General features: G+C 63.5%; 18 protein-coding genes. 9 read left to right on the forward strand and 9 right to left on the reverse strand.

All coding sequences use genetic code 11. The features are described 5' to 3' along the window. Nucleotides 1–149: 149 nt before the first annotated feature. From AC07UC_RS06685 to AC07UC_RS06695, 3 genes are all read left to right on the forward strand, one after another. Nucleotides 150–1,019: a transglutaminase-like domain-containing protein gene (locus AC07UC_RS06685; protein ID WP_140776697.1), complete on the forward strand. Its 870-nt coding sequence runs from the start codon at nt 150–152 to the stop codon at nt 1,017–1,019. A gap of 373 nt (nt 1,020–1,392) precedes the next feature. Beyond that, nucleotides 1,393–2,871 (forward strand): TadE/TadG family type IV pilus assembly protein, encoded by a 1,479-nt coding sequence (locus AC07UC_RS06690; protein WP_494904758.1) that lies wholly within the window; start codon nt 1,393–1,395, stop codon nt 2,869–2,871. Between the two features lie 375 nt (nt 2,872–3,246). Next, nucleotides 3,247–4,509 (forward strand): SAM-dependent methyltransferase, encoded by a 1,263-nt coding sequence (locus AC07UC_RS06695; RefSeq protein ID WP_140776693.1) that lies wholly within the window; start codon nt 3,247–3,249, stop codon nt 4,507–4,509. Here AC07UC_RS06695 and AC07UC_RS06700 read toward each other — a convergent pair whose 3' ends face one another. Continuing rightward, on the reverse strand, nt 4,510–5,259 hold the full coding sequence (locus tag AC07UC_RS06700; RefSeq protein ID WP_494904760.1) for an MOSC domain-containing protein: 750 nt from the start codon (nt 5,257–5,259) through the stop codon (nt 4,510–4,512). After that, nucleotides 5,259–7,214 carry an acetate--CoA ligase gene (gene acs, locus AC07UC_RS06705; protein ID WP_140776688.1) on the reverse strand — a complete coding sequence of 652 codons (1,956 nt, stop codon included), beginning with the start codon at nt 7,212–7,214 and terminating at the stop codon, nt 5,259–5,261. The genes AC07UC_RS06700 and acs overlap by 1 nt, the downstream gene beginning before the upstream one ends. Before the next feature lie 303 nt (nt 7,215–7,517). Here acs and AC07UC_RS06710 point away from each other — a divergent pair, with 303 nt between their 5' ends. Together AC07UC_RS06710 and AC07UC_RS06715 are read left to right on the forward strand one after the other, a co-directional pair. Then, nucleotides 7,518–7,790 carry an usg protein gene (locus AC07UC_RS06710; RefSeq protein ID WP_056575079.1) on the forward strand — a complete coding sequence of 91 codons (273 nt, stop codon included), beginning with the start codon at nt 7,518–7,520 and terminating at the stop codon, nt 7,788–7,790. A gap of 126 nt (nt 7,791–7,916) precedes the next feature. Next, a complete protein-coding gene (locus AC07UC_RS06715) occupies nt 7,917–8,267 on the forward strand; it encodes a DoxX family protein (protein ID WP_494904763.1) in 351 nt (116 codons plus the stop codon). 89 nt (nt 8,268–8,356) lie between these two features. Here AC07UC_RS06715 and AC07UC_RS06720 read toward each other — a convergent pair whose 3' ends face one another. Next, nucleotides 8,357–9,391, reverse strand: a complete 1,035-nt coding sequence (locus tag AC07UC_RS06720; protein WP_494904764.1) for an aldo/keto reductase — start codon at nt 9,389–9,391, stop codon at nt 8,357–8,359. Between the two features lie 55 nt (nt 9,392–9,446). After that, a complete protein-coding gene (locus AC07UC_RS06725; protein ID WP_494904766.1) occupies nt 9,447–10,628 on the reverse strand; it encodes an MFS transporter in 1,182 nt (393 codons plus the stop codon). A gap of 139 nt (nt 10,629–10,767) precedes the next feature. On the opposite strand from AC07UC_RS06725, the gene AC07UC_RS06730 reads away from it, so the two are divergent. Then, complete coding sequence (locus tag AC07UC_RS06730; protein WP_140776682.1) at nt 10,768–11,676, forward strand: LysR family transcriptional regulator; 909 nt, start codon at nt 10,768–10,770, stop codon at nt 11,674–11,676. Nucleotides 11,677–11,723: 47 nt separating this feature from the next. Here the strand turns inward: AC07UC_RS06730 and AC07UC_RS06735 are convergent, their stop codons facing one another. The 4 genes from AC07UC_RS06735 to AC07UC_RS06750 all read right to left on the reverse strand — a co-directional run bounded on the left by AC07UC_RS06735 (nt 11,724) and on the right by AC07UC_RS06750 (nt 14,321). Next, nucleotides 11,724–12,773: an aldo/keto reductase gene (locus AC07UC_RS06735; RefSeq protein WP_140776680.1), complete on the reverse strand. Its 1,050-nt coding sequence runs from the start codon at nt 12,771–12,773 to the stop codon at nt 11,724–11,726. Nucleotides 12,774–12,922: 149 nt separating this feature from the next. Beyond that, entirely contained in the window at nt 12,923–13,324 is a 402-nt protein-coding gene (locus AC07UC_RS06740) for a type II toxin-antitoxin system VapC family toxin (protein ID WP_494904769.1), read from the reverse strand. Further along, nucleotides 13,324–13,578, reverse strand: a complete 255-nt coding sequence (locus tag AC07UC_RS06745; protein WP_113192000.1) for a type II toxin-antitoxin system Phd/YefM family antitoxin — start codon at nt 13,576–13,578, stop codon at nt 13,324–13,326. The genes AC07UC_RS06740 and AC07UC_RS06745 overlap by 1 nt, the downstream gene beginning before the upstream one ends. An 80-nt stretch (nt 13,579–13,658) precedes the next feature. Then, nucleotides 13,659–14,321 carry a YggS family pyridoxal phosphate-dependent enzyme gene (locus tag AC07UC_RS06750; protein ID WP_494904771.1) on the reverse strand — a complete coding sequence of 221 codons (663 nt, stop codon included), beginning with the start codon at nt 14,319–14,321 and terminating at the stop codon, nt 13,659–13,661. A gap of 156 nt (nt 14,322–14,477) precedes the next feature. Between AC07UC_RS06750 and leuS the strand changes: the two genes are divergently transcribed. The 3 genes from leuS to AC07UC_RS06765 all read left to right on the forward strand — a co-directional run bounded on the left by leuS (nt 14,478) and on the right by AC07UC_RS06765 (nt 20,427). Next, nucleotides 14,478–17,102 carry a leucine--tRNA ligase gene (gene leuS, locus AC07UC_RS06755; RefSeq protein WP_494904773.1) on the forward strand — a complete coding sequence of 875 codons (2,625 nt, stop codon included), beginning with the start codon at nt 14,478–14,480 and terminating at the stop codon, nt 17,100–17,102. Then, the gene (lptE, locus tag AC07UC_RS06760; RefSeq protein ID WP_140776673.1) at nt 17,089–17,667 is read left to right on the forward strand and encodes an LPS assembly lipoprotein LptE; all 579 of its coding nucleotides are present in this window, start codon (nt 17,089–17,091) and stop codon (nt 17,665–17,667) included. Before leuS ends, lptE begins: the two co-directional genes overlap by 14 nt. A 186-nt stretch (nt 17,668–17,853) precedes the next feature. Next, nucleotides 17,854–20,427: a DNA translocase FtsK gene (locus tag AC07UC_RS06765; RefSeq protein ID WP_494904774.1), complete on the forward strand. Its 2,574-nt coding sequence runs from the start codon at nt 17,854–17,856 to the stop codon at nt 20,425–20,427. 78 nt (nt 20,428–20,505) lie between these two features. On the opposite strand, the gene fsa is transcribed toward AC07UC_RS06765, so the two are convergent. Beyond that, entirely contained in the window at nt 20,506–21,162 is a 657-nt protein-coding gene (gene fsa, locus AC07UC_RS06770) for a fructose-6-phosphate aldolase (protein WP_056575113.1), read from the reverse strand. Between the last annotated feature and the right edge of the window lie 64 nt (nt 21,163–21,226).

The following is a 21,226-nucleotide window of genomic DNA, read 5'->3' on the forward strand; positions in this document are numbered from 1 at the left end:
GGGAGCGTGTCGAGGGAAGGACCAACCGTAACGTCAAGCCACCGACATGGAAAGGCGCGAGGCGTATTTTGGGGCGGTCCAGGGAACCACCGCCACATTGCGACGTTTCAACGGCATCTGCTTTCCATGACGATCGAAGGGGACGTGCGATGCTGATCCGGCTCGGCTACGAAATCGCTATTGAATGCACCGAGGCCACTCCTGTGATTTCGCTGCTGGAGATCCACAAGGACAGACAGGCCGACATCAAGCGGCAGACGCGCGTGCTGACCTCGCCTGCTGTGCCGACCAGGCTCTATCACGACCTGCATGGCAATGGCTGCCGCCGCTTCACCGCGCCTGCCGGTACGTTTCGCATCCTCTATGACGCGGTCGTCGAGGACAGCGGCGAGACGGACGAGGTCAACACGCTGGCCAGGGAAGTGCCGGTGGCCGAGTTGCCTGACGAGGTGCTGGGTTATCTCCTCGGCAGCCGCTACTGCGAGACAGATCACCTCAGCAACCTCGCCTGGCAATTGTTCGGTCATCTTCCGTCCGGCTGGGCGCGGGTGCAGGCGATCGTCGACTATGTCCACAACCGGCTGTCGTTCGGCTATGGCTATGCGCGTTCGACCCGCACGGCGGCGCAGGCGCATGAGGAACGGGTCGGGGTCTGCCGTGACTTCGCCCATCTGGCGATCACGCTTTGCCGCTGCATGAACATTCCGGCGCGTTACGTGAACGGCTATCTCGGGGATATCGGCGTGCCGATCGATCCGGCGCCGATGGATTTCTCGGCCTGGATGGAGGTGTTCCTCGACGGCAAGTGGTACACGTTCGATCCACGCCATAACCGGCCCAGAACCGGGCGCGTCGTCATCGCGCGCGGCCGCGACGCCACCGATGTGCCCTTGCTGCACAGCTTCGGCCCGCACCGGCTCGCCCTTTTCAAGGTGTGGACCTACGAACAGGAAGGCAAGCTGTTCAATCCGCCCCATCACGGCATCGACAGGACAGTGAGCGCACAGATGCTGGCTTGAGGCGCATCGATATTCTGCCGGCCTGCAAACGGCCTGACCTTAAAATCTCAAGGCACCCTGGTTCTCTGCCGCAGCATTTCTGTCCCGCAATTTCGGGACAGTGATCCGCTTCGGCACAGAAGGCCTGTGCCGCAACAGGACGGCGTCGACCACTGCGTGATTGCTTCGATCCGGGCATGGTAAGCGGTTCGTAAACACACCGAAGTCGCGCGTTCCTGTTTACCGATCGTTCACCTTGGCAAAGATCGAAATCCAATGAAAACAAAATGTTGAGATCGGCGCCTCCGCTCCGGTGCACAACGGGCGCCGTCCGGCTGGAATCCTGCATTGCCCTCATCGCGGCGACGAGGCCGAGGCATGCGGAGGTTGTTGGATGCGAAATTACGGGGGTCTTGTCCACGCGGTCGGCGGGTTCGCCAGACATAGGGGTGGAAATTTCACGGTCCTGTTCGGCTTTGCTGCCTCGGTCCTCGCGCTGGCCGCCGGCTTCTCGGTCAACGTCGCGCAGCTCTACAATGCAAGATCGAGCCTGCAGGGCGTGGTCGACGCCGCGGTGACGTCGACGGCGCGCGACCTGACGACCGGCGCCATCAAGGAAGCCGACGCCGACAAGGCAGTGCAAGCCTTTCTCGACGCCAACAGCACGGCCGGCATCCTGAAGGCCGACCAGGTCGTGCTGGACAGGCTCACCGTCAACCCGACGGCCAGAACCGTGCAGGCGGATGTGCATGTCGATGTCAGCCTCTATTTTCCGTTGTTCGGCATCAGTGACATGCGGCGCGTCGTCGCTTCCACCACAGCACTCTATTCGGACAAGCAGGTCGAGGTCGCCATGATGCTCGACATCACGGGATCGATGGCGAAACGAGGCAACGTCGACAAGATCGGCGATCTGAAAGCAGCGGCGAAAAACGCCGTCCAGACGATGCTCCAGAACCAGGACCCGAAGAACCCCCGCATCCGCGTCGCGATTGTGCCTTACGCATCCGGCGTGAACGTCGGCAAGCTGGCGGAAAACGTCTACGCCGAGAAGCAGGCGAGCTCTGATCTGCCGCCGGTGGCCGGCAGTTCGCTTCTCGTCGCAAAGACGGGCAAGACGACGTTGCCGGCCTTCGGCGACTACAAATCCATTGTTGGCGCGGCAATGCCAAGGACCGACAATTGCGCGACGGAGAGGAAGGACAAGAACGGCAATGCGGATTTGAGTGCCGATGGCCCGGACACGGTTCGCACCGACAAGACCGGCAAGAACTACTATGCGCTGGTCAACCGGGATGATCATCTGGGTGGCGGGAGCATGAACAGATGCCCTGACGCGGAAGTGATCCCGCTGACGGCTGATTCCGGCGCATTGCTTGATTCGATCGCTGCCTTCCGGGCCGATGGTTACACGGCCGGCGCGATCGCCATCCAGTGGACCTATTATATGCTGTCGCCGCAATGGCGGGCTGCGATCAAGAATGCCGGTCTCGGCAACGGCGCCTCGGATACCAATGCGAAGAAGATTGCCAAGGTCGCGATCCTGATGACCGATGGCCAGTTCAATACCGCCTTCGCCGGAGCCGGGGGAAGCTACAACGGCCAGGGCAACCTTGCCCGCGGTAACGCCGAAGCCCTCTGCGGCAACATGAAAAATGATGGCATCGAGATTTTCACCATCGGCTTCGATCTGAACGACAAGGACATGTCGCCAACCGAGCGGGACCAGGCAAAGGCGGTGCTGAAGGGCTGTTCGTCGAAGGACGCTTCCGCCGCGGACAGGCATTATTTCGAGGTGTCCACCGGAGTGGAATTGGACGCCGCCTTCCAGGAAATCATCCGCAACACCGAAAAGGTCGCACTGACCCAGTAATCCGCAAAAAGGAAAAGGCCGCCGCTTCCTTCGAAGCCGGCGGCCTTCCGTGTTTCCGTCCATGGCGCGGCCTGTGGCGGCAACCCCTTCGGGTTACCTGCCGCGCATCTCGCGCCTTAACGGGAAGACTGCTTCCCGAAAGTGCAATCCGCTGAGGCCACGTTCTGGAAAACGAAATCACTCGACATCGGATCACCTCCTTTCGATTTGTTGAACACATGCTCATGATGGGGTGCGTTGCAGCAAATGACAAGGTGCCATGCTGAAAAAGCCGTCTGCCGGAAAATCCCGCCCAGGGCAGATCCGCGTGCTTCGGCTTGCGATCCACGTCCCAAACAGACAAGATTGCGCAATCGGGCCGCTGGGGGAACGAGCATGGACGCCACCGAAAGAGCCGCGCGCATCGTTCGAACGGTAATCGAGGCCCTGAAGCCGGGCTTTGCCGTCCGGCTATGGACCGGGGAACGGATCGGTCCCGCCGGGGGACCGGTGCTTGCCATCAACGATCAGGATATTGTCTGGCAGTTGGCCCGCCGGCCAAATTTCTCGACGCTGCTGGAGATGTGGATTTCCCGGACGATCGACGTCGAGGGCGGGTCGCTGTTCGATCTCTATGCCTTGCCGTCACAAGGAAAGCTGAGGTTGAAGGCATTGCCGAAGCTGGCGATCCTGCGCGACCTGCCGGCAGTCCTGTTCTCGCGACGACAAATGACGAGACGGGCCGACCTAGCCGGCCGCAATCCCTTCGTCAGCGGTTCCAACAAGCAGGCGATCGAACATCACTACGATATTTCGAACGCCTTCTACCGGCTCTTCCTCGACGAGCGCATGGTCTACACCTGCGCTTATTTCACCGATTTCGCCAATGGGATCGACCAGGCTCAGAAGGACAAACTCGACCATATCTGCCGCAAGCTCAGACTGAAGCCGGGCGACCGTCTGCTCGACATCGGATGCGGCTGGGGTGCGATGCTGATCCATGCCGCCAAGCACTATGGCGCCATCGGCCATGGCGTCTCGCTGTCCGAGGAACAGACCCGGCTGGCGCGCGAACGTATCCGCGCCGAAGGGCTGGAGGACAAGATCACCATCGACATCAAGTCCTATACCGAACTCGACGGCAGCTATGACAAGATCTCGTCGATCGGCATGTTCGAGGCCGTCGGTCTCGCCAACCACGCCACTTATTTCTCGACCGTCCACCGGCTGCTGAAGCCGGGCGGCATCTACCTGCACCACGCCATCACACGCCGCGGCAAGGGCGGCACGCGGAAGACGCTGCGCAAGGGCGCGGAATACAAGGCGCTGATCAAATACATCTTCCCCGGCGGCGAGGTCGACACGATCGGCATGACAACAGGCAATCTCGAGGCACATGGTTTCCTCATCGCCGATGTCGAGAATCTGCGCGAGCACTATGCCCGCACCTGCAGGCTGTGGGCGGAGCGCCTGCATGCCCGTTTCGACGAAGCGATCGCCGAGGTCGGCGAGCCCAAGGCGCGGCTATGGCTGCTTTACCTGACCGGCTGTTCGATCACTTTCGATCGCGGCTCGGCGCAAATCTTCCAGACTGTCGTCACCAAGCGCGCGCGGGGACCGAGCGGCCTGCCGCCGACGCGAGCGGATCTGTATCGGTAGTTACAGGAAACGCATCGTGTCGCCGACCTTGATGCCGGCCGGCCGATCCACCGTGCAGTAGACACCGAGATTGTGGGCGTTGTGGCGGACCAGGTTGCGCAGGATCGCCGGATCATTGTCGAAGCCGTCCTGGGCGATGATGGTGAAGCCGCAGCGGCGGCATGGTTCGGAAATCGTCAGGAGCAGGTCGCCGATCGCGAGCTTGCGGCCGATCCATTCCGTTTCGGGAAACGAGCCTTCCATCGCCGCCATGTCGACAACGATGTTGGGGCGGAAGCGGCGCGGGTCGGCCGCCCCATCCGGATGCAGCGCCTTCAGCCGCGCAAGCGAAGCCGTGGTCAAGAGGTGGATCGGCGCCTTGGTATAGCGCGCCTGCGTCACCGGACCGGCATAGGCGGGTGGTGCATTCTCCCGGCCGAACGGCCGGATCGAGGCGGCGAAGCCGAGATAGGCCGATACGGCGCGGTCGCATTCGGTGCCTGGCGCGGCCAGCCAGTCGCCGCCAGGGACGGCGACCTCCAGGTCGCGATCATTGGCCAGCCGGGTGCGGATGCGCGGCACCTTGTGCCATTTCGCCTCGCGGTCGGGCCGGGCAATCTCGTTGTCCGAGGTGTCGACGAGGCCGAACATGCGGTCGCCCGCCATGCCCGCTGGCCCGACCAGGATGGCGTCCCGGCGCTCGCCGGCGAGCGAACTGGCCGGATAGCGCCAGAGTTGGCTGACAGAGCCCAATGCCGCGTCTTCCCGCATCAGCCCTTCTTGTTCTGCCGGTTGGCGACGAGGTCGTCGACGACCGCCGGGTCGGCCAGCGTCGAGGTGTCGCCAAGCGCGGCAAAATCGTCCTCGGCGATCTTGCGCAGGATGCGGCGCATGATCTTGCCGGATCGGGTCTTGGGCAGGCCCGGCGCGAACTGGATCTTGTCGGGCGAGGCGATGGCGCCGATCTCCTTGCGGACATGGGCGATAAGTTCCTTGCGCAGGTCCTCGGTCGGCTCTTCCCCTTTCATCAAGGTAACGTAGCTGTAGATGCCCTGGCCCTTGATGTCGTGCGGGTAGCCGACGACGGCGGCCTCGGAGACCTTCTCATGGCTGACCAGCGCCGATTCGACTTCGGCCGTGCCCATGCGGTGGCCGGAAACGTTGATGACGTCGTCGACGCGGCCGGTGATCCAGTAGTAGCCATCGGCGTCGCGGCGGCAGCCGTCGCCGGTGAAGTACTTGCCCTTGTAGGTCGAGAAATAGGTCTGCACGAAGCGGTCGTGATCGCCATAGACGGTACGCATCTGGCCCGGCCAGGAATCGGTGATGCAGAGATTGCCGTCCGCGGCTCCTTCCAGCACCTTGCCTTCGCCGTCGACCAGCTGCGGCTTGACGCCGAAGAAGGGCCTTGTCGCCGAGCCTGGCTTGAGGTCGGTGGCGCCGGGCAGCGGAGTGATCAGGATGCCGCCGGTCTCGGTCTGCCACCAGGTGTCGACGATCGGCACCTTGGCGTTGCCGACGACGTTGAAATACCATTCCCAGGCTTCCGGATTGATCGGCTCGCCGACCGAACCGAGTACGCGCAGCGATTTGCGCGAGGTCTTCTTCACCGGGTCGTTGCCGGCCCCCATCAGAGCGCGCAGCGCCGTCGGCGCGGTGTAGAAGATGTTGACCTTGTGCTTGTCGATGACTTCCCAGAAGCGCGACTGCGACGGGTAGTTGGGCACGCCTTCGAACATCAGCGTGGTGGCGCCGTTGGCGAGCGGGCCATAGACGATGTAGCTGTGGCCGGTGACCCAGCCGACATCGGCGGTGCACCAGTAGATGTCGCCATCATGGTAGTCGAAGACATACTGGTGCGTCATCGACACGTAGACGAGATAGCCGGCGGTGGTGTGCAGCACGCCCTTCGGCTTTCCAGTCGAGCCGGACGTGTAGAGGATGAACAGCGGATCCTCCGCCTTCATCTTCTCGGGCTTGCACTCGGCCTTCACCGACGCGACTTCGTCGTGGTACCAGACATCACGGCCAGGCGCCCAGCCGATCTTGCCGCCGGTGCGGCGCACGACGACAACGTTCTTCACCATCACATGGTGCCTGGCGGCAATGTCGATCGCCTTGTCGGTGTTCTCCTTCAGCGGGATCGGCTTGCCGCCGCGCAAGCCCTCGTCGGCGGTGATGACGAAGGTCGATTCGCAGTCGACGATGCGGCCGGCCAGCGCATCCGGCGAGAAGCCGCCGAAGACGATCGAATGGATGGCGCCGATGCGCGTGCAGGCCAGCATCGCATAGGCGGCTTCCGGGATCATCGGCATGTAGATGGTGACGCGGTCGCCTTTCTTGACGCCGTGCTTCTTCATCACATTGGCGAGCCGGCAGACATGTTCGTAAAGCTCGTTGTAGGTGATCTTCTTGTCGTCGTAGGGGTTGTCGCCTTCCCAGATGATGGCGGTCTGGTCGCCGCGCTTCTTCAGGTGGCGGTCGATGCAATTGTACGAGACGTTGGTCAGCCCGTCCTCGAACCACTTGATCGAGACCTTGCCGTCGAAGGAGGTGTTCTTGACCTTGCTGAAGGGTTTGAACCAGTCGATGCGCTTGCCGTGCTTGCCCCAGAATTTGTCTGGGTTCTTGATGCTGTCGGCGTACCATTTCAGGTAGGTGTCATTGTCGATCAGCGCATTCTTCTTCCACGCCGGCTGGACGCGATGGACATGAACCTCGGACATTCCTGATTTTCCTCCCGAACCAATCCGCCGGCTTGAAACGCCGGCGGGATCGCGGCGACGCAGCCGCGAATTCGGCGGCATTATTACCAGTTCCGCCGCAACGGCAATATTAGACGTTGGATTCGCGCGGCGGGATGCCGCAGGGAGCCTTGTACACGCTGTCAGCACTCGAACCGGCTCGCTGCTAACTGTATGTTTTCGCGTCGAAAAACCTGTTTCGATCAGGAAAAATCAATAGACAGTTAAGCAACGGCGCGCACAATCTGACGTTGGGAGGAAAGGAGACTCACCCTGGGGACCGCCATGCGCGACCATTCCGAAATGGACCTGATGCTCAAAGGCTATGGCCTGACCACGGCCAAGATTCTCTATCACTTTCCCGACCACCCGCATCTGCTGCAGAGCTTCATCTGGCAGGACTACGACTTGGCGCCGCAGTTTCCGGTATTGATCCGCTTCATTGAATTCTGGAGGGCAAAGCTCGACGGGCCGCTGCACTCGGTCGTCTACACGCACCAGAAACTTATCGCGCCGAATGAGTGGCGCAAGGTGGACGGCGAATTCGTGCTGCACTGAGCGCGACCGCAGACGGTCTGTTTCCATTCTCGTGCGGCGACAGCAAAGTGGCGGTCGTCTATTCTTCACGTGCGGCGCGGCAAGGCAGAGTGCCCCAAGGCGGCGTCCGCGATCGGGAGAACGGACATGACCGCTTTCGACTATGCCGCGCTGCTGCTTCGGGTCAGCGTCGGCGGCCTGTTTCTTGCCCATGCCTATCTGAAATACGCCGTTTTCACGCCGAAAGGCACAACCGATTATTTCCAGTCGCTCGGCGTGCCCGGCTATTTCGGCTTGATCGCCATCGCCGCCGAAACGGCCGGCGGGCTTGGCCTGATCTTCGGCGTCGCCACGCGGCTGGCAGCCATCCTGCTCATTCCGCTGATGCTGGGCACGATCGTACTCGTCCACGGCAAGAACGGTTTCTGGTTCACCAATGCGGGCGGCGGCTGGGAATATCCGGCATTGTGGATCGTCTGCTTGGTCGTCATCGCCTGATCGGCAGCGGCCACGCGGCACTCTGGCCGATCTGGGGATAGGGCGTTCCGGGTCCTGGGTCGCGTACAACGCGACCCAGGCAGGAGATATCACACCGCTGGTGGGTTGAGCCGGGCGAAGGCTTCCTGGCGGCGATAGGGGAAATACGGGTAGGGCGCGGTGACTTCACTTGCCGCGTCGAGTTTCTTCACCTGATCCGGCGTCAGCGACCAGCCGACTGCTCCCAGGTTCTGGCGCAGTTGCTCCTCGTTGCGGGCGCCGATGATCACCGACGACACGGTCGGGCGCTGGAGCAGCCAGTTGATGGCGATCTGCGGTACGGTCTTGCCGGTTTCCTGCGCCACCGCGTCCAGCGCATCCATCACCCGGTAGAGATGTTCGTCCTCGACCGGCGGACCGAAATCGGCCGTGTCATGCAGCCGGCTTTTTTCAGGCAGCTTCTGGCCACGGCGGATCTTGCCGGTCAGCCGGCCCCAGCCGAGCGGGCTCCAGACCAGTGCGCCGACGCCCTGGTCGAGGCCGAGCGGCATCAGTTCCCACTCATAGTCGCGGCCGACCAGGGAGTAGTAGACCTGATGCGCGGCGTAGCGGGGATAGCCGTGCTTATCGGCCTCAGCCAGCGACTTCATCACTTGCCAGCCGGAGAAGTTGGAGACGCCGACATAGCGCAGCTTGCCGGCGCGCACGAGTTCGTCGAGCGTCGACAGCACCTCCTCGATCGGCGTGCCGGCATCGAAGGCATGCAGCTGCAACAGGTCGATGTAGTCGGTGCCGAGGCGCTTCAGCGCGGCGTCCGTGGCCTTGATCAGCCGCGAACGCGACGAGCCGTAGTCGGCCGGCCCGTCACCCACCGGCAGCGAGGTCTTGGTCGAGATCAGCACGGCGTCGCGGCGGCCCTTGATCGCTTCGCCCAGCACCTGTTCCGAGGCGCCGTTCGAATAGACGTCCGCCGTGTCGAACAGATTGACGCCGGCTTCCAGGCAGATGTCGACCAGCCGCCGCGCTTCCCTGGCGTCGCTGTTGCCCCAGGCGCCGAACAGCGGGCCGGAGCCGCCGAAGGTTCCCGCGCCGAATGAGAGTGCGGGCACTTTCAGGCCCGATGCGCCGAGACGTCGATAATCCATTTTCTGCTCCTGGTGGTTTGGAAAGAGGAAAGGCAATCCGGTCCGCCGACGAGCGTCAGGACCGGACGGAGACAGGCCCGCCGAGCGCGTTGGTGCGATCGAGGCGCAGGGCCAGCCCAGCCACGGCGAGTGCCGCGACCGGCAGCAAGGCGGCGACCCAGGTGAGCGAACCCAGTCCGAGGCCATGGGCGATGACCGCGCCGCCAAGCCAGGCGCCGGCGGCATTGCCGAGATTGAAGGCGGCGATGTTGAAGGACGAGGCGAGGCTCTGGCCGGCGCCTTGCGCCTTTTCCAGAACCCACATCTGCAACGGCGCCACCGTGGCGAAGGCGGCTGCGCCAAGCAGGCCGACATAGATGACGGCCATGACCTGGCTGTGGATGGCGAAGCTCATGGTCGCGAGCACAAGGGCCAGCACGATGAGACTGCCCAGCACCGCCGGCACCAGCCAGCGGTCGGCGACCTTGCCGCCGACCAGGTTGCCGGCGATGAGGCCGCCGCCGAAGACGAGCAGGATCGGCGACACGGCGGCTTCCTTGAAGCCGCTGATCTGCGTCAACAGCGGCGCGATGTAGGTGAAGACGGCGAAGACGCCGGCATAGCCGAGCACGGTGGTGGCAAGCCCGAGCAGGACCGGCGTGCGGCGCAGCACGGCGAGATCGGCGCGCAGGTCGCTCTTCTCGGGCGCGGCCTGGCTGCGCGGCACCAGGGCCAGGATGACGGCGAAGGCCGCCAGGCCGACCGCGGTGACCGCCCAGAAGGTCGCACGCCAGCCGAAGGCCTGGCCAAGCCAGGTGCCGAAAGGCACGCCAAGGATGTTGGCGATGGTGAGCCCGGTGAACATCAGCGCGATCGCCGAGGCCTTCCTGTTGGGCGCGACCAGGCCGGTGGCGACCACCGAGCCGACGCCGAAGAAGGTGCCGTGGGCAAAGGCAGTGATGACCCGTGCCCCCATCAGGGTCCAATAGTCGGGCGCCAGCGCACAGGCGAGATTGCCCAGCGTGAAGATCGCCATCAGCGCCAGAAGCACGGTCTTGCGCGGCCAGTTGCCGGTGGCGATGGTGAGCAGCGGCGCGCCGATGACGACGCCGAGCGCATAGCCCGAAATGAGCTGCCCGGCAGCCGAGATCGAGACGCCGAAATCCTTGCTGACGTCGAGCAGCAGGCCCATGATGACGAATTCGGTAACGCCGATGCCGAAGGCACCGGCGGCGAGGGCGTAAAGAGCAAGAGGCATGGCGGTTCCCACTTTGAAAGACGGCCGTTAAGGCGATGAGCGCCTTTGTCCAATCCGCGCCCCGACCGGGAAGATCGTGTTGCCAGGTGCTGTGAACCAGACTTGATCAAGGCATATTTTCTGTGAAATAGATTCACAGATGGCCAGACCCGACATAAACCGTTCCGGCGAGATCGAAGTCTTCGTGCGCGTCGTGGAGGCGGGCAGCTTTTCCGCCGCGGCGCGCGCGTTGCGCATGACGCCGTCGGCCGTCAGCAAGCTGATCGCGCGGCTGGAAACCCGGCTCGGCGCGCGGCTGGTCAGCCGCTCGACGCGCAAGCTGCTGCTGACGCCGGAAGGGGCGGCGTTCTATGAAAGCGGGCTGCGCATCCTCGCCGACATGGCGGCGGCCGAGCGCGAGGCGGCCGCGGGCGCCGCGCCGCGCGGGCGGCTGCGCGTCAACACCTACGTGCCGTTCGGGGTGCACCGGCTGATCCCGCTGCTGCCGCGCTTCCTCGAACGCTACCCCGAAATCTCGGTCGATCTGGTGCTGACCGACAGTGTCATCGACCTGATGGCCGAACGTGCCGATGTGGCGATCCGGGCCGGGCCGCTTGGCGAGTCACGGCTGGTGGCGCGCAAGCTCGGGCAGAGCCCGGTGGTCGTCGTTGCGGCCCCTTCCTACCTCGAGCCGCACGGCACGCCGCTGACGCCGGCCGATCTCGACACACACAACCGGATGGGCTTCGGCTTCGTCAGGCACATTGACGGCTGGCCGTTCCTCGACGCGCAGGGCAATGCCGTCATGATCCCGATCACCGGCAACGCCCAGGTCAGCGACGGCGAGGCAATGCGGCTGATGACGCTGGCCGGGGCAGGCATTTCCAGGCTGGCGCGCTGGCATGTGGCGGCCGATATCGCCGCCGGGCGGCTGGTGCCGCTGCTGGAGGATTTCAACCCGGGCGACGAGGAGGCGACGCACGCTGTCTATGTCGGCCAGGGCCGGCATCTGCCGGCACGGGTAAGGGCGTTTCTCGATTTTCTGGCCGAGAGCGTGCGGCTGGGCTGAACGGTTTTCGGGAGCCGGCCGGCTCCCGAAATGTCTGTGCCGGCTGCTTATGCCTTGGGTACGAACGGCGCCGGGCGCCGGCCGGCGCCTTGCCGCTCCAACATCCAGCCGGGATATTCGGACGGCAGCGCGCTGACTTCGTCGAGCTTGGCGAGATCGTCCGCGTCGAGCTTCACTTCAGCCGCGGCAAGGTTCTGTTCGAGCTGGTCCATACGGCTGGCGCCGATGATGACGCTCATCACGAAAGGCTTGGCCAGGACATAGCCGAGCGCCACCGTGGCAACGCTGACATCGTGCTTCTTGGCGATCTCGCGCATGACGCCGACGGCCGCCCAAGCACGGTCCTCGTTGACCGGCGGGAAGTTGAAGGACGCACGTCGGCCTTCGCCATTGCCGGGCGCACCGGGGCCGTATTTGCCCGACAGCAGGCCGCCGGCCATGGGCGACCACACCATCAAGCCGAGTTTCTCCTCATTGATGAGCGGCACGATCTCACGCTCGAGATCGCGACCGGCGATCGAATAATAGGACTGTATGGTCTCGAAACGAGCAAAACCCTTGCGGTCGGCGATGCCGAGCGCCTTGGCGATGCGCCAGGCCTGCCAGTTGGAAACGCCGACATACCGGACCTTGCCGCTGGCAACGAGATCGTCGAGCGCCCGCAGCGTTTCGTCGATCGGGGTCACCGCGTCGGTACCGTGCAGCTGATAGAGATCGATATGGTCGAGCTGCAACCGTTCGAGGCTGGCATCGACCGAATCCATGATGTGACCCCGCGAGGAGCCGCGATCGTTCGGTCCGTTGCCCATGGTGCCATGGACCTTGGTGGCGATCACCACGCTCGATCTGGGAATGCCGAGGTCCCGCAGGGACTGGCCGAGCAGGCGCTCGGATTCACCGAAGGAATAGACGTCGGCCGTGTCGAAGAAGTTGACGCCGGCGGCGATCGAGCGGCCGACGATCTCGTTGACGCCCTTCTGGTCGAGGCTGGCGATCAGGCCCCATTGGGCATTCTGGCCTGCGGCGCCGAAGGTCATGGTGCCGAGACAGAGTTCGGAGACGAACATCCCCGTATTTCCAAGCTGGTTGTAACGCATGGCGAAGGCTCCAGGAGAAATGTGATGACGCAAAACAAATAGGAACGGTACGTTTCGTTTCTAGTGTTGGCGTAATGACGCTTCTGGATTGGCCCAACGCTGTAGGCATGAGCGGAGGTGAGATGCCCACGAGGCGAAAACGAACTGGGTTAGGCGTCCCAGGGATTGAACACCGTTACGCCTGTATCGTCGAAGTCGGCAACATTGCGCGTCACAAGAATGAGATCATGGACAAGAGCGGTAGCCGCGATGAGGGTATCGGCGCTGCCTCTTGTACGGCCGGCGGTGATGCGGCCCCAGGTTAACGCGACATCTTGCGTGACGGCGAGAATACGATCGGCATTGTCGCGCCGAAGCTCCCGCAGCCACAGGTCGAGGCGTGTTGCCTTTTCGGAGTCGACCTTGCGTAGCTTGATGATCCCACGTTCGATCTCTCCAAGCGTGATGACGCTGAGGCTGACCGAGGTCGGATCCACCGAAGCCAGCCATTCGGTTGGCTTGGGTAGTCGCCTCTGCACATCCGAAACGATGTTGGTGTCGAGCAGATACATCAGAGATCGACGTCCCGGATCATCGTCTCCGAGCGGCGGTTGACCTCTTCGGCGAAATCATCGTCCCAAACCGGACCAGTCAAAAGATATTCGGCCAACGACTTCTTCTTTCCGGCCAGGCGGTCGTAATCCTCGGCGGAAAGCACCACTGCGGCGCGCTCGCCGCGCAACGTCACCGTCTGCGGTCCCTCGCTGCGCGCACGCTGAACCACCTTGGAGAAATTGTTCTTTGCGTCCTGAAGGTGCCAGTTCATTGAATGCCTCCTAGCTAGCTTGGCTAGATATAACATTCGCCCGATGATGCGGCAAGGAATGCCGTGTTGGCGCTTGGGGGCTAACGGCTACCAAAAATCGCCGAGCCGACCCTGACGCTGGTGGCGCCGAAGGCGATGGCCGTTTCGTAGTCGCCGGACATGCCCATGGATAGCCTTTCGACTCCGGCCTCGCGCCCAAGCTTCTCCAGCAGCGCGAAATGCGGGCCGGGATTTTCGTCTGCCGGGGGGATGCACATCAGGCCTTCGATGGCGAGGCCGTGGACATCGCGGCAGCGGGTTACGAAGGCCACGGCATCGCGCGGTTCGATACCGGCCTTCTGCGGCTCGGAGCCGGTGTTGACCTGGACATAGAGTTTCGGCGCGCGGCCCTGCCGGGCCATCTCCTTGGCGAGTTCGGCGGCGATCTTCTCGCGGTCGACCGTCTCGATGACGTCGAACAGCGCCACCGCCTCTTTCGCCTTGTTCGATTGCAGCGGACCGATCAGGTGCAGTTCGATGTCGGGGAATGCCAGCTTCAGATCCGGCCATTTGCCTTGCGCTTCCTGGACGCGATTCTCGCCGAAGACCCGCTGGCCGGCCTCGATCACCGGCTGGATGTCGGCGGCGTCAAAGGTCTTGGAAACCGCGACCAGCGTCACGGCACCGGCCTGGCGAGCGGCCTCCTGCTCGGCGGCGGCGATCTTCGCCTTGACCGCGAAAAACTGCTGAACGGTGTCACCCATATGCAAATCCCGCTGTTTTGACCCGCGTTTTTAGCCGCCGCGATGCCCATATGGTTGACGGGTTTGCCAAACCATGGTGAACACCCGGACCACATTCCCTGAACCGCCGAGCCAGTCGCCCGCGGTTCGCGCATGCTTTTAAGTGAAAAACGTCCCATGGCAACCGAACGATACAATCCGCGCGCGTCAGAGCCCAAATGGCAGAAGGCCTGGGCCACCAAGAAGCTTTTCGAAGCGCACAATGACGACCCGAAGCCTAAATACTACGTGCTGGAAATGTTCCCCTATCCATCGGGGCGCATCCATATCGGCCACACCCGCAATTACACGATGGGTGACGTGGTGGCGCGCTACAAGCGGGCCAAGGGATTCAACGTGCTGCATCCGATGGGCTGGGACGCCTTCGGCATGCCGGCCGAGAACGCGGCGATGCAGAACAAGGTCCATCCCAAGGAATGGACCTACCAGAACATCGCCACCATGCGCGAGCAGCTCAAGGTCATGGGCCTGTCGCTGGACTGGGTACGCGAATTCGCCACCTGCGACGTCGACTACTACCACCGCCAGCAGATGCTGTTCTTGGATTTCGTCGAGAAGGGACTGGTGACGCGCAAATCCTCCAAGGTCAATTGGGACCCGGAGGACATGACCGTGCTCGCCAACGAGCAGGTCATCGACGGGCGCGGCTGGCGCTCCGGCGCGCTGGTCGAACAGCGCGAGCTGACGCAGTGGTTCTTCAAGATCACGGATTTCGCGCAGGACCTGCTGGATTCGCTCGATGGGCTCGACGAATGGCCCGAAAAAGTGAAGCTGATGCAGCAGAACTGGATCGGCCGTTCGGAAGGCCTGCTGATCCGCTGGCCGCTCGCCTCGGACATTGCCGGCGAGCATGAGCTGGAAGTCTACACGACGCGGCCCGACACTATTTTCGGCGCCTCCTTCATGGCCATCGCCGCCGACCACCCGCTGGCCAAGAAAGCCGCCGAGACCAATCCGGCGCTGGCGAAGTTCATCGAGGAGGTCCGCCATATGGGCACTTCGGTGGCGGCGCTGGAGACGGCGGAGAAGAAGGGGTTCGACACCGGCATCCGCGTCGTCCATCCCTTCGACGACAGCTGGACGCTGCCCGTCTACGTGGCCAATTTCGTTTTGATGGAATACGGCACCGGCGCCATCTTCGGCTGCCCGGCGCATGACCAGCGCGACCTCGATTTCGCCAACAAATACGGCCTGACGGTGGTGCCGGTGGTGATGCCGGAAGGCGAGAATCAGGCGACTTTCCAGATCATCGACGTGGCCTATGGCGACGACGGCGCGATGATCAATTCGCGCTTCCTCGACGGGATGAAGCCGACCCAGGCTTTTGACGAAGTGGCCAGGCTCCTGGAACAGAAGACGATCGGCAACCGGCCGATGGCCGAGCGCAAGGTCAATTTCCGCCTGCGCGACTGGGGCATTTCGCGCCAGCGCTATTGGGGCTGCCCGATCCCGATGATCCATTGCGAGGATTGCGGCGTGGTGCCGGTTCCCAAGGCCGACCTGCCGGTCAAGCTGCCCGACGACGTCGATTTCGACCGGCCGGGCAATCCGCTCGACCGGCATCCGACCTGGCGGCACGTGAAGTGCCCGCAATGCGGCAAGGACGCGCGCCGCGAGACCGACACGATGGACACGTTCGTCGATTCGTCCTGGTATTTCGCCCGCTTCACCGCGCCCTGGGCGCATGAGCCGACCGATCCCAAGGCGGCGAACGAATGGCTGCCGGTCGACCAGTATATTGGCGGCATCGAGCACGCGATCCTGCACCTGCTCTATTCGCGCTTCTTCACCCGCGCCATGCGCGAGACCGGCCATGTCGATCTGGCCGAGCCGTTCAAGGGCCTCTTCACGCAAGGCATGGTGGTGCACGAGACCTACCGGGTCGGTTCGGCATCGAATGGCCGTTGGCTGGCACCGACCGAGGTGCGGCTGGAGGAAGTCGACGGCAAGCGCCGCGCCATCGACATAGCCACCGGCGAGGCGGTCACCATTGGCCCGCTGGAGAAGATGTCGAAGTCGAAGAAGAACACGGTGAGCCCGGAAGACATCACCGACGGCTACGGCGCCGACACGGCGCGCTGGTTCATGCTGTCGGATTCGCCGCCCGAGCGTGACGTCGAATGGACCGACGATGGCGCCGCCGGCGCGCATCGCTTCATGCAGCGCATCTGGCGCCTGGTGTCGACAGCGGCCGAGACGCTGGCGGGCGTCAAGCCTGCCGCGGCTGGCGCCGGCGAGGCGGGAGCGGTCTCGAAAGCCGCGCACAAGATCCTCAAGGCAGTCGGCGAGGACATCGAGAAGCTCGCCTTCAACCGCGCCATCGCCCGCATCTATGAACTGGCCAACGTGCTGACCACACCACTCAACGAGGTGGCCGAAGGCAAGGCCGATCCGGCACTGCAAGGCGCCTGCCGCCAGGCCGTGGAAATCCTGGTGCATCTGATCGCGCCGGTGATGCCGCATCTGGCCGAAGAGTGCTGGGAGACGCTCGGCGGCACCGAACTGGTCGCCGAACGGCCGTGGCCGGTCTTCGATCCGGCGCTGGTCGTCGACAACGAAGTCACCTATCCGGTGCAGGTCAACGGCAAGAAGCGGGGGGATTTGACAATTGCCCGCGACGCGGACCAAGGTGCGGTCGAAAAAGCGGTATTGGCTCTCGACTTCGTGCAGAAAGCACTTGAAGGTAAGGCTCCGCGCAAGGTGATCATCGTGCCGCAGAGGATCGTCAATGTCGTTGCCTGATCGGGAAAAGACAGAGCTGAGCCGGTTGCTGCGCCGTGTGGCGCTTGCCGGCCTTGTCGGCTCGCTCGCGCTGGTTTCAGCCTGCACGGTACGGCCGCTCTATTCCAGCGCGCCGTTGACGACGGGTTCGAGCGCCAATGCCGAACTGGCGTCGATCGCCATCAAGCCGGTCAAGACGCGTTATGCCCAGCAGGTACGCAACAACCTGATCTTCGGCTTTGGGCGCGGTGCCGGCGAACCGGCATCGCCGCTTTACTCACTTGATCTCAGCGTGACCGAAGCCGTTGAATCCTCCGCCCTCGTGCAGGTCGGAACCGATCAGGACGAGCCGACTGCCGGTTCGGTGACGCTTACCGCCAGCTATACGCTGACCGATGCGAAAACCGGCGTCGTCATCACGGTCGGCAAGCGCGCGATCACCTCCTCCTTCGACAGGCCGCGTCAGGAATTCGCATCGTATCGGGCGCAGATCGACGCCGAAAATCGCGCCGCGCGCGAACTGGCCGAGGCCCTGCAACTTTCCATCGCCCAGGATCTGGTCCGGCACGGCAAGGCGGCCAGCTAACGCCGCTCTTCGTTTTTTACGAAGACGCCTATTTCCAGCGCGCTTTTTAGCCCGACGCGGGCATGACCGATCACTCCATATCGTCGCGAAAGATACGTTTCAGTCGCTTTAGCTGCGCTGACGGGAAGCAACTGTTAACCACTCGCTCCCTATTGCTCAGCAGACGTTTCAGAGTGAGTCTTGAGAATGGAATCCAAGCGTTTTCCCCGGGTCAATTCATTGAAGGCAGCCTCGCCCGATGACCCCGGAGCAGAGCGTTTCAGCGGCAGGAGCGACAAGGCGGATAGCCAGCGGACCGGCGCAGCCAAGGCCGGCAATTCCCAGCCGCCCCTTAATCTTGGTAGCAATGAAAGCCCCGCCTGGCAGGATTATTTCTTCCTGGCGCCCAATGTGCGGTTCACGCGCACGCCGGACTATGACGCCAGCACAAACAATACGCGGCGCGAGCAGGTTGCTGCCGAGGAAAGTGAGCCACTGACGCCGCCAGTACAGCAGGCAATCGCCCATCCGGCTGCGGCACTCCAGGCAGGCTCGTCCTCGCCATCGCCAATGAAAAACCCCGCTCTGGAAGCCGCCCGGCCTCTCGCAGGCAACAGGGCCGTGACGCATGAAAGGCAGCCTGCCCCTGCCCCTGTATCCGCCCAGCCAGGGCATGCCGGCGAGAGGGCGCGGACTGTTGCGCCGGCGGGCTCCAGGACGGCGGCAACAGCACGTGCATCCACGCCGGCAGCGTCTGCCCGCGAGGTTGCATCACCGGTCAGAACACAAGGCCGCGGAAATGCACGCTGGCCCTATCTGTCGGATCACGTCTTCTTCGAACTCATGGCGCCCTACATGATCGAGAGCCCGTTGCCGGCGCCACGGGCGGTCTCGGCTCCGCGGCCAGCCGCGCCGGTCGTGCCGCCACGAGTAGATATCCGTGCCACGCCGACGGCCGACCCGACAGCGTTGTTTCGGGTCATCGAGTGCCTTCCAGGCCTGCAAGCCCCACCCGCCTTGCCGGATGTCCGTCCGGCCAATTCGAACGAAGCCGCGAGCAATGCGCCGAAGGATGCCCGGACAGCGGTCGCGGTTCCCGCTGCCGCGACGAGCAACGCCGTTCAGGTCCAGGTCGCGCAAAGCGCGGAGGAGACCGTGCAGGCTCCAGCCATGCGCGCATCCGCGACGCTGCCCAGGGTCGGCAAGATCGTGCCGGCCACGACAGGCGAGGCATATGAACTCCCCTCCGAAGAGCTGCTGCAGCAGCCGCCGGAAGGGCAGGGCTTCTACATGTCGCAGGAGCGGCTCGAGCAGAATGCCGATCTCCTGGAAAGCGTGCTGGAGGATTTCGGCGTCAAGGGAGAAATCATCCACGTTCGCCCGGGGCCGGTCGTGACGCTCTATGAGTTCGAGCCGGCGCCGGGCGTCAAATCGTCCCGCGTCATCGGTCTTGCCGACGACATTGCCCGCTCCATGTCGGCGATTTCGGCGCGCGTCGCCGTCGTGCCCGGCCGCAACGTCATCGGCATCGAGCTGCCGAACGAGACGCGCGAGACGGTCTATTTCCGCGAGCTGATCGAATCGCAGGGTTTCCGCAAGACCAGCTGCAAGCTGGCGCTTTGCCTCGGCAAGACGATCGGCGGCGAGCCCGTCATCGCCGAACTGGCGAAGATGCCGCATCTGCTCGTTGCCGGCACCACCGGCTCGGGCAAATCGGTTGCCATCAACACGATGATCCTGTCGCTGCTCTACCGGCTGAAGCCGGAAGAATGCCGGCTGATCATGGTCGATCCCAAGATGCTCGAGCTCTCCGTCTATGACGGCATCCCGCATCTTCTGACGCCCGTCGTCACCGATCCCAAGAAGGCGGTCACCGCGCTCAAATGGGCGGTGCGCGAGATGGAGGACCGCTATCGCAAGATGGCGCGGCTCGGCGTGCGCAACATCGACGGCTACAATGAGCGCGCCGCCCAGGCCCGCGACAAGGGTGAGGCGGTCGTCATGACGGTGCAGGCCGGCTTCGAAAAGGGCACCGGCGCGCCGCTCTTCGAGCAGCAGGAAATCGACCTTGCGCCGATGCCCTACATCGTCGTCATCGTCGACGAGATGGCCGACCTGATGATGGTCGCCGGCAAGGAGATCGAAGGCGCCATCCAGCGCCTGGCGCAGATGGCGCGCGCGGCCGGCATCCACCTGATCATGGCGACGCAACGCCCCTCGGTCGATGTCATCACCGGCACGATCAAGGCCAATTTCCCGACCCGCATCTCCTTCCAGGTCACGTCGAAGATCGACAGCCGCACCATTTTGGGCGAGCAGGGCGCCGAGCAGCTGCTTGGCCAGGGCGACATGCTGCACATGATGGGTGGCGGGCGCATCGCCCGCGTGCACGGCCCGTTTGTGTCGGACGCGGAGGTCGAGCATGTCGTGGCGCACCTGAAGGCGCAGGGCCGCCCGGAATATCTGGAAACCGTGACCGCCGACGAGGACGAGGAAGAGGTCGAAGACGACCAGGGCGCGGTCTTCGACAAGGGGTCGATCGCCGCCGAGGACGGCGATTCCAGCTATGACGAAGCGGTCAAGGTGGTGTTGCGCGACAAGAAGTGTTCGACGTCCTACATCCAGCGCCGGCTCGGCATCGGTTACAACCGCGCCGCTTCCCTGGTCGAACGCATGGAGAAAGAGGGATTGGTCGGCGCGCCGAACCACGTCGGCAAGCGCGAGATCACCATGGGGCGGCGCCCGCCGGCGGCCGCGCCCGACGACGACGGCTCGGAGTGATCGGCAGCCTTCGGCGCCGTTCTCCCGAAAACAAAAAAGGCCGGTTGCCCGGCCTTTTTTCATGGAAGCGGTGCGATCTCAGCCGATCTTCTGGCCGGTCTTGGCCCAGTCGGCGAGGAAGGTGGCGAGGCCCTTGTCGGTCAGCGGATGGTTGACCAGCGCCTTCAGCGTCGCCGGCGGCGCGGTGACGACATCGGCGCCGATCAGGGCCGCCTGCTTGACGTGGTTTACCGTGCGCACCGATGCGGTCAGGATCTCGGTCTGGAAATCATAATTGTCATAGATCTGCCGGATCTCCTGGATCAGCTCCATGCCGTCCGAACCGGTGTCGTCGATGCGGCCGACGAAGGGCGAGATGAACGAGGCGCCGGCCTTGGCGGCGAGCAGCGCCTGGTTCGCCGAGAAGCACAGCGTGACGTTGACCATGCGGTTCATCTGGGTGCGGATCGTCTTGCAGGCCTTCAGGCCGTCCAGCGTCAGCGGCACCTTGATGCAGACATTCGGCGCGATCTTGGCCAGCACCTCGGCTTCCGCCATCATGTTCTTGTATTCGGTCGCCACCACTTCGGCTGAAACCGGGCCTTCGACGATGTCGCAGATCTGTTTGGTGACGTCGGCGATCTTGCCGCCGGATTTCAGGATCAGCGATGGGTTGGTGGTGACTCCGTCGAGCAGCCCCAGATCGTTGAGCTCACGGATATCCTTGATGTCGGCGGTATCGACAAAAAATTTCATGGCGGTCTCCTGACGATTTCGTCGTGCTTGGGAAGGCACGTTCAGCGTTGCTCTTTGATCTAGA

Source organism: Mesorhizobium sp. GW821-FHT04C10, assembly GCF_059420305.1.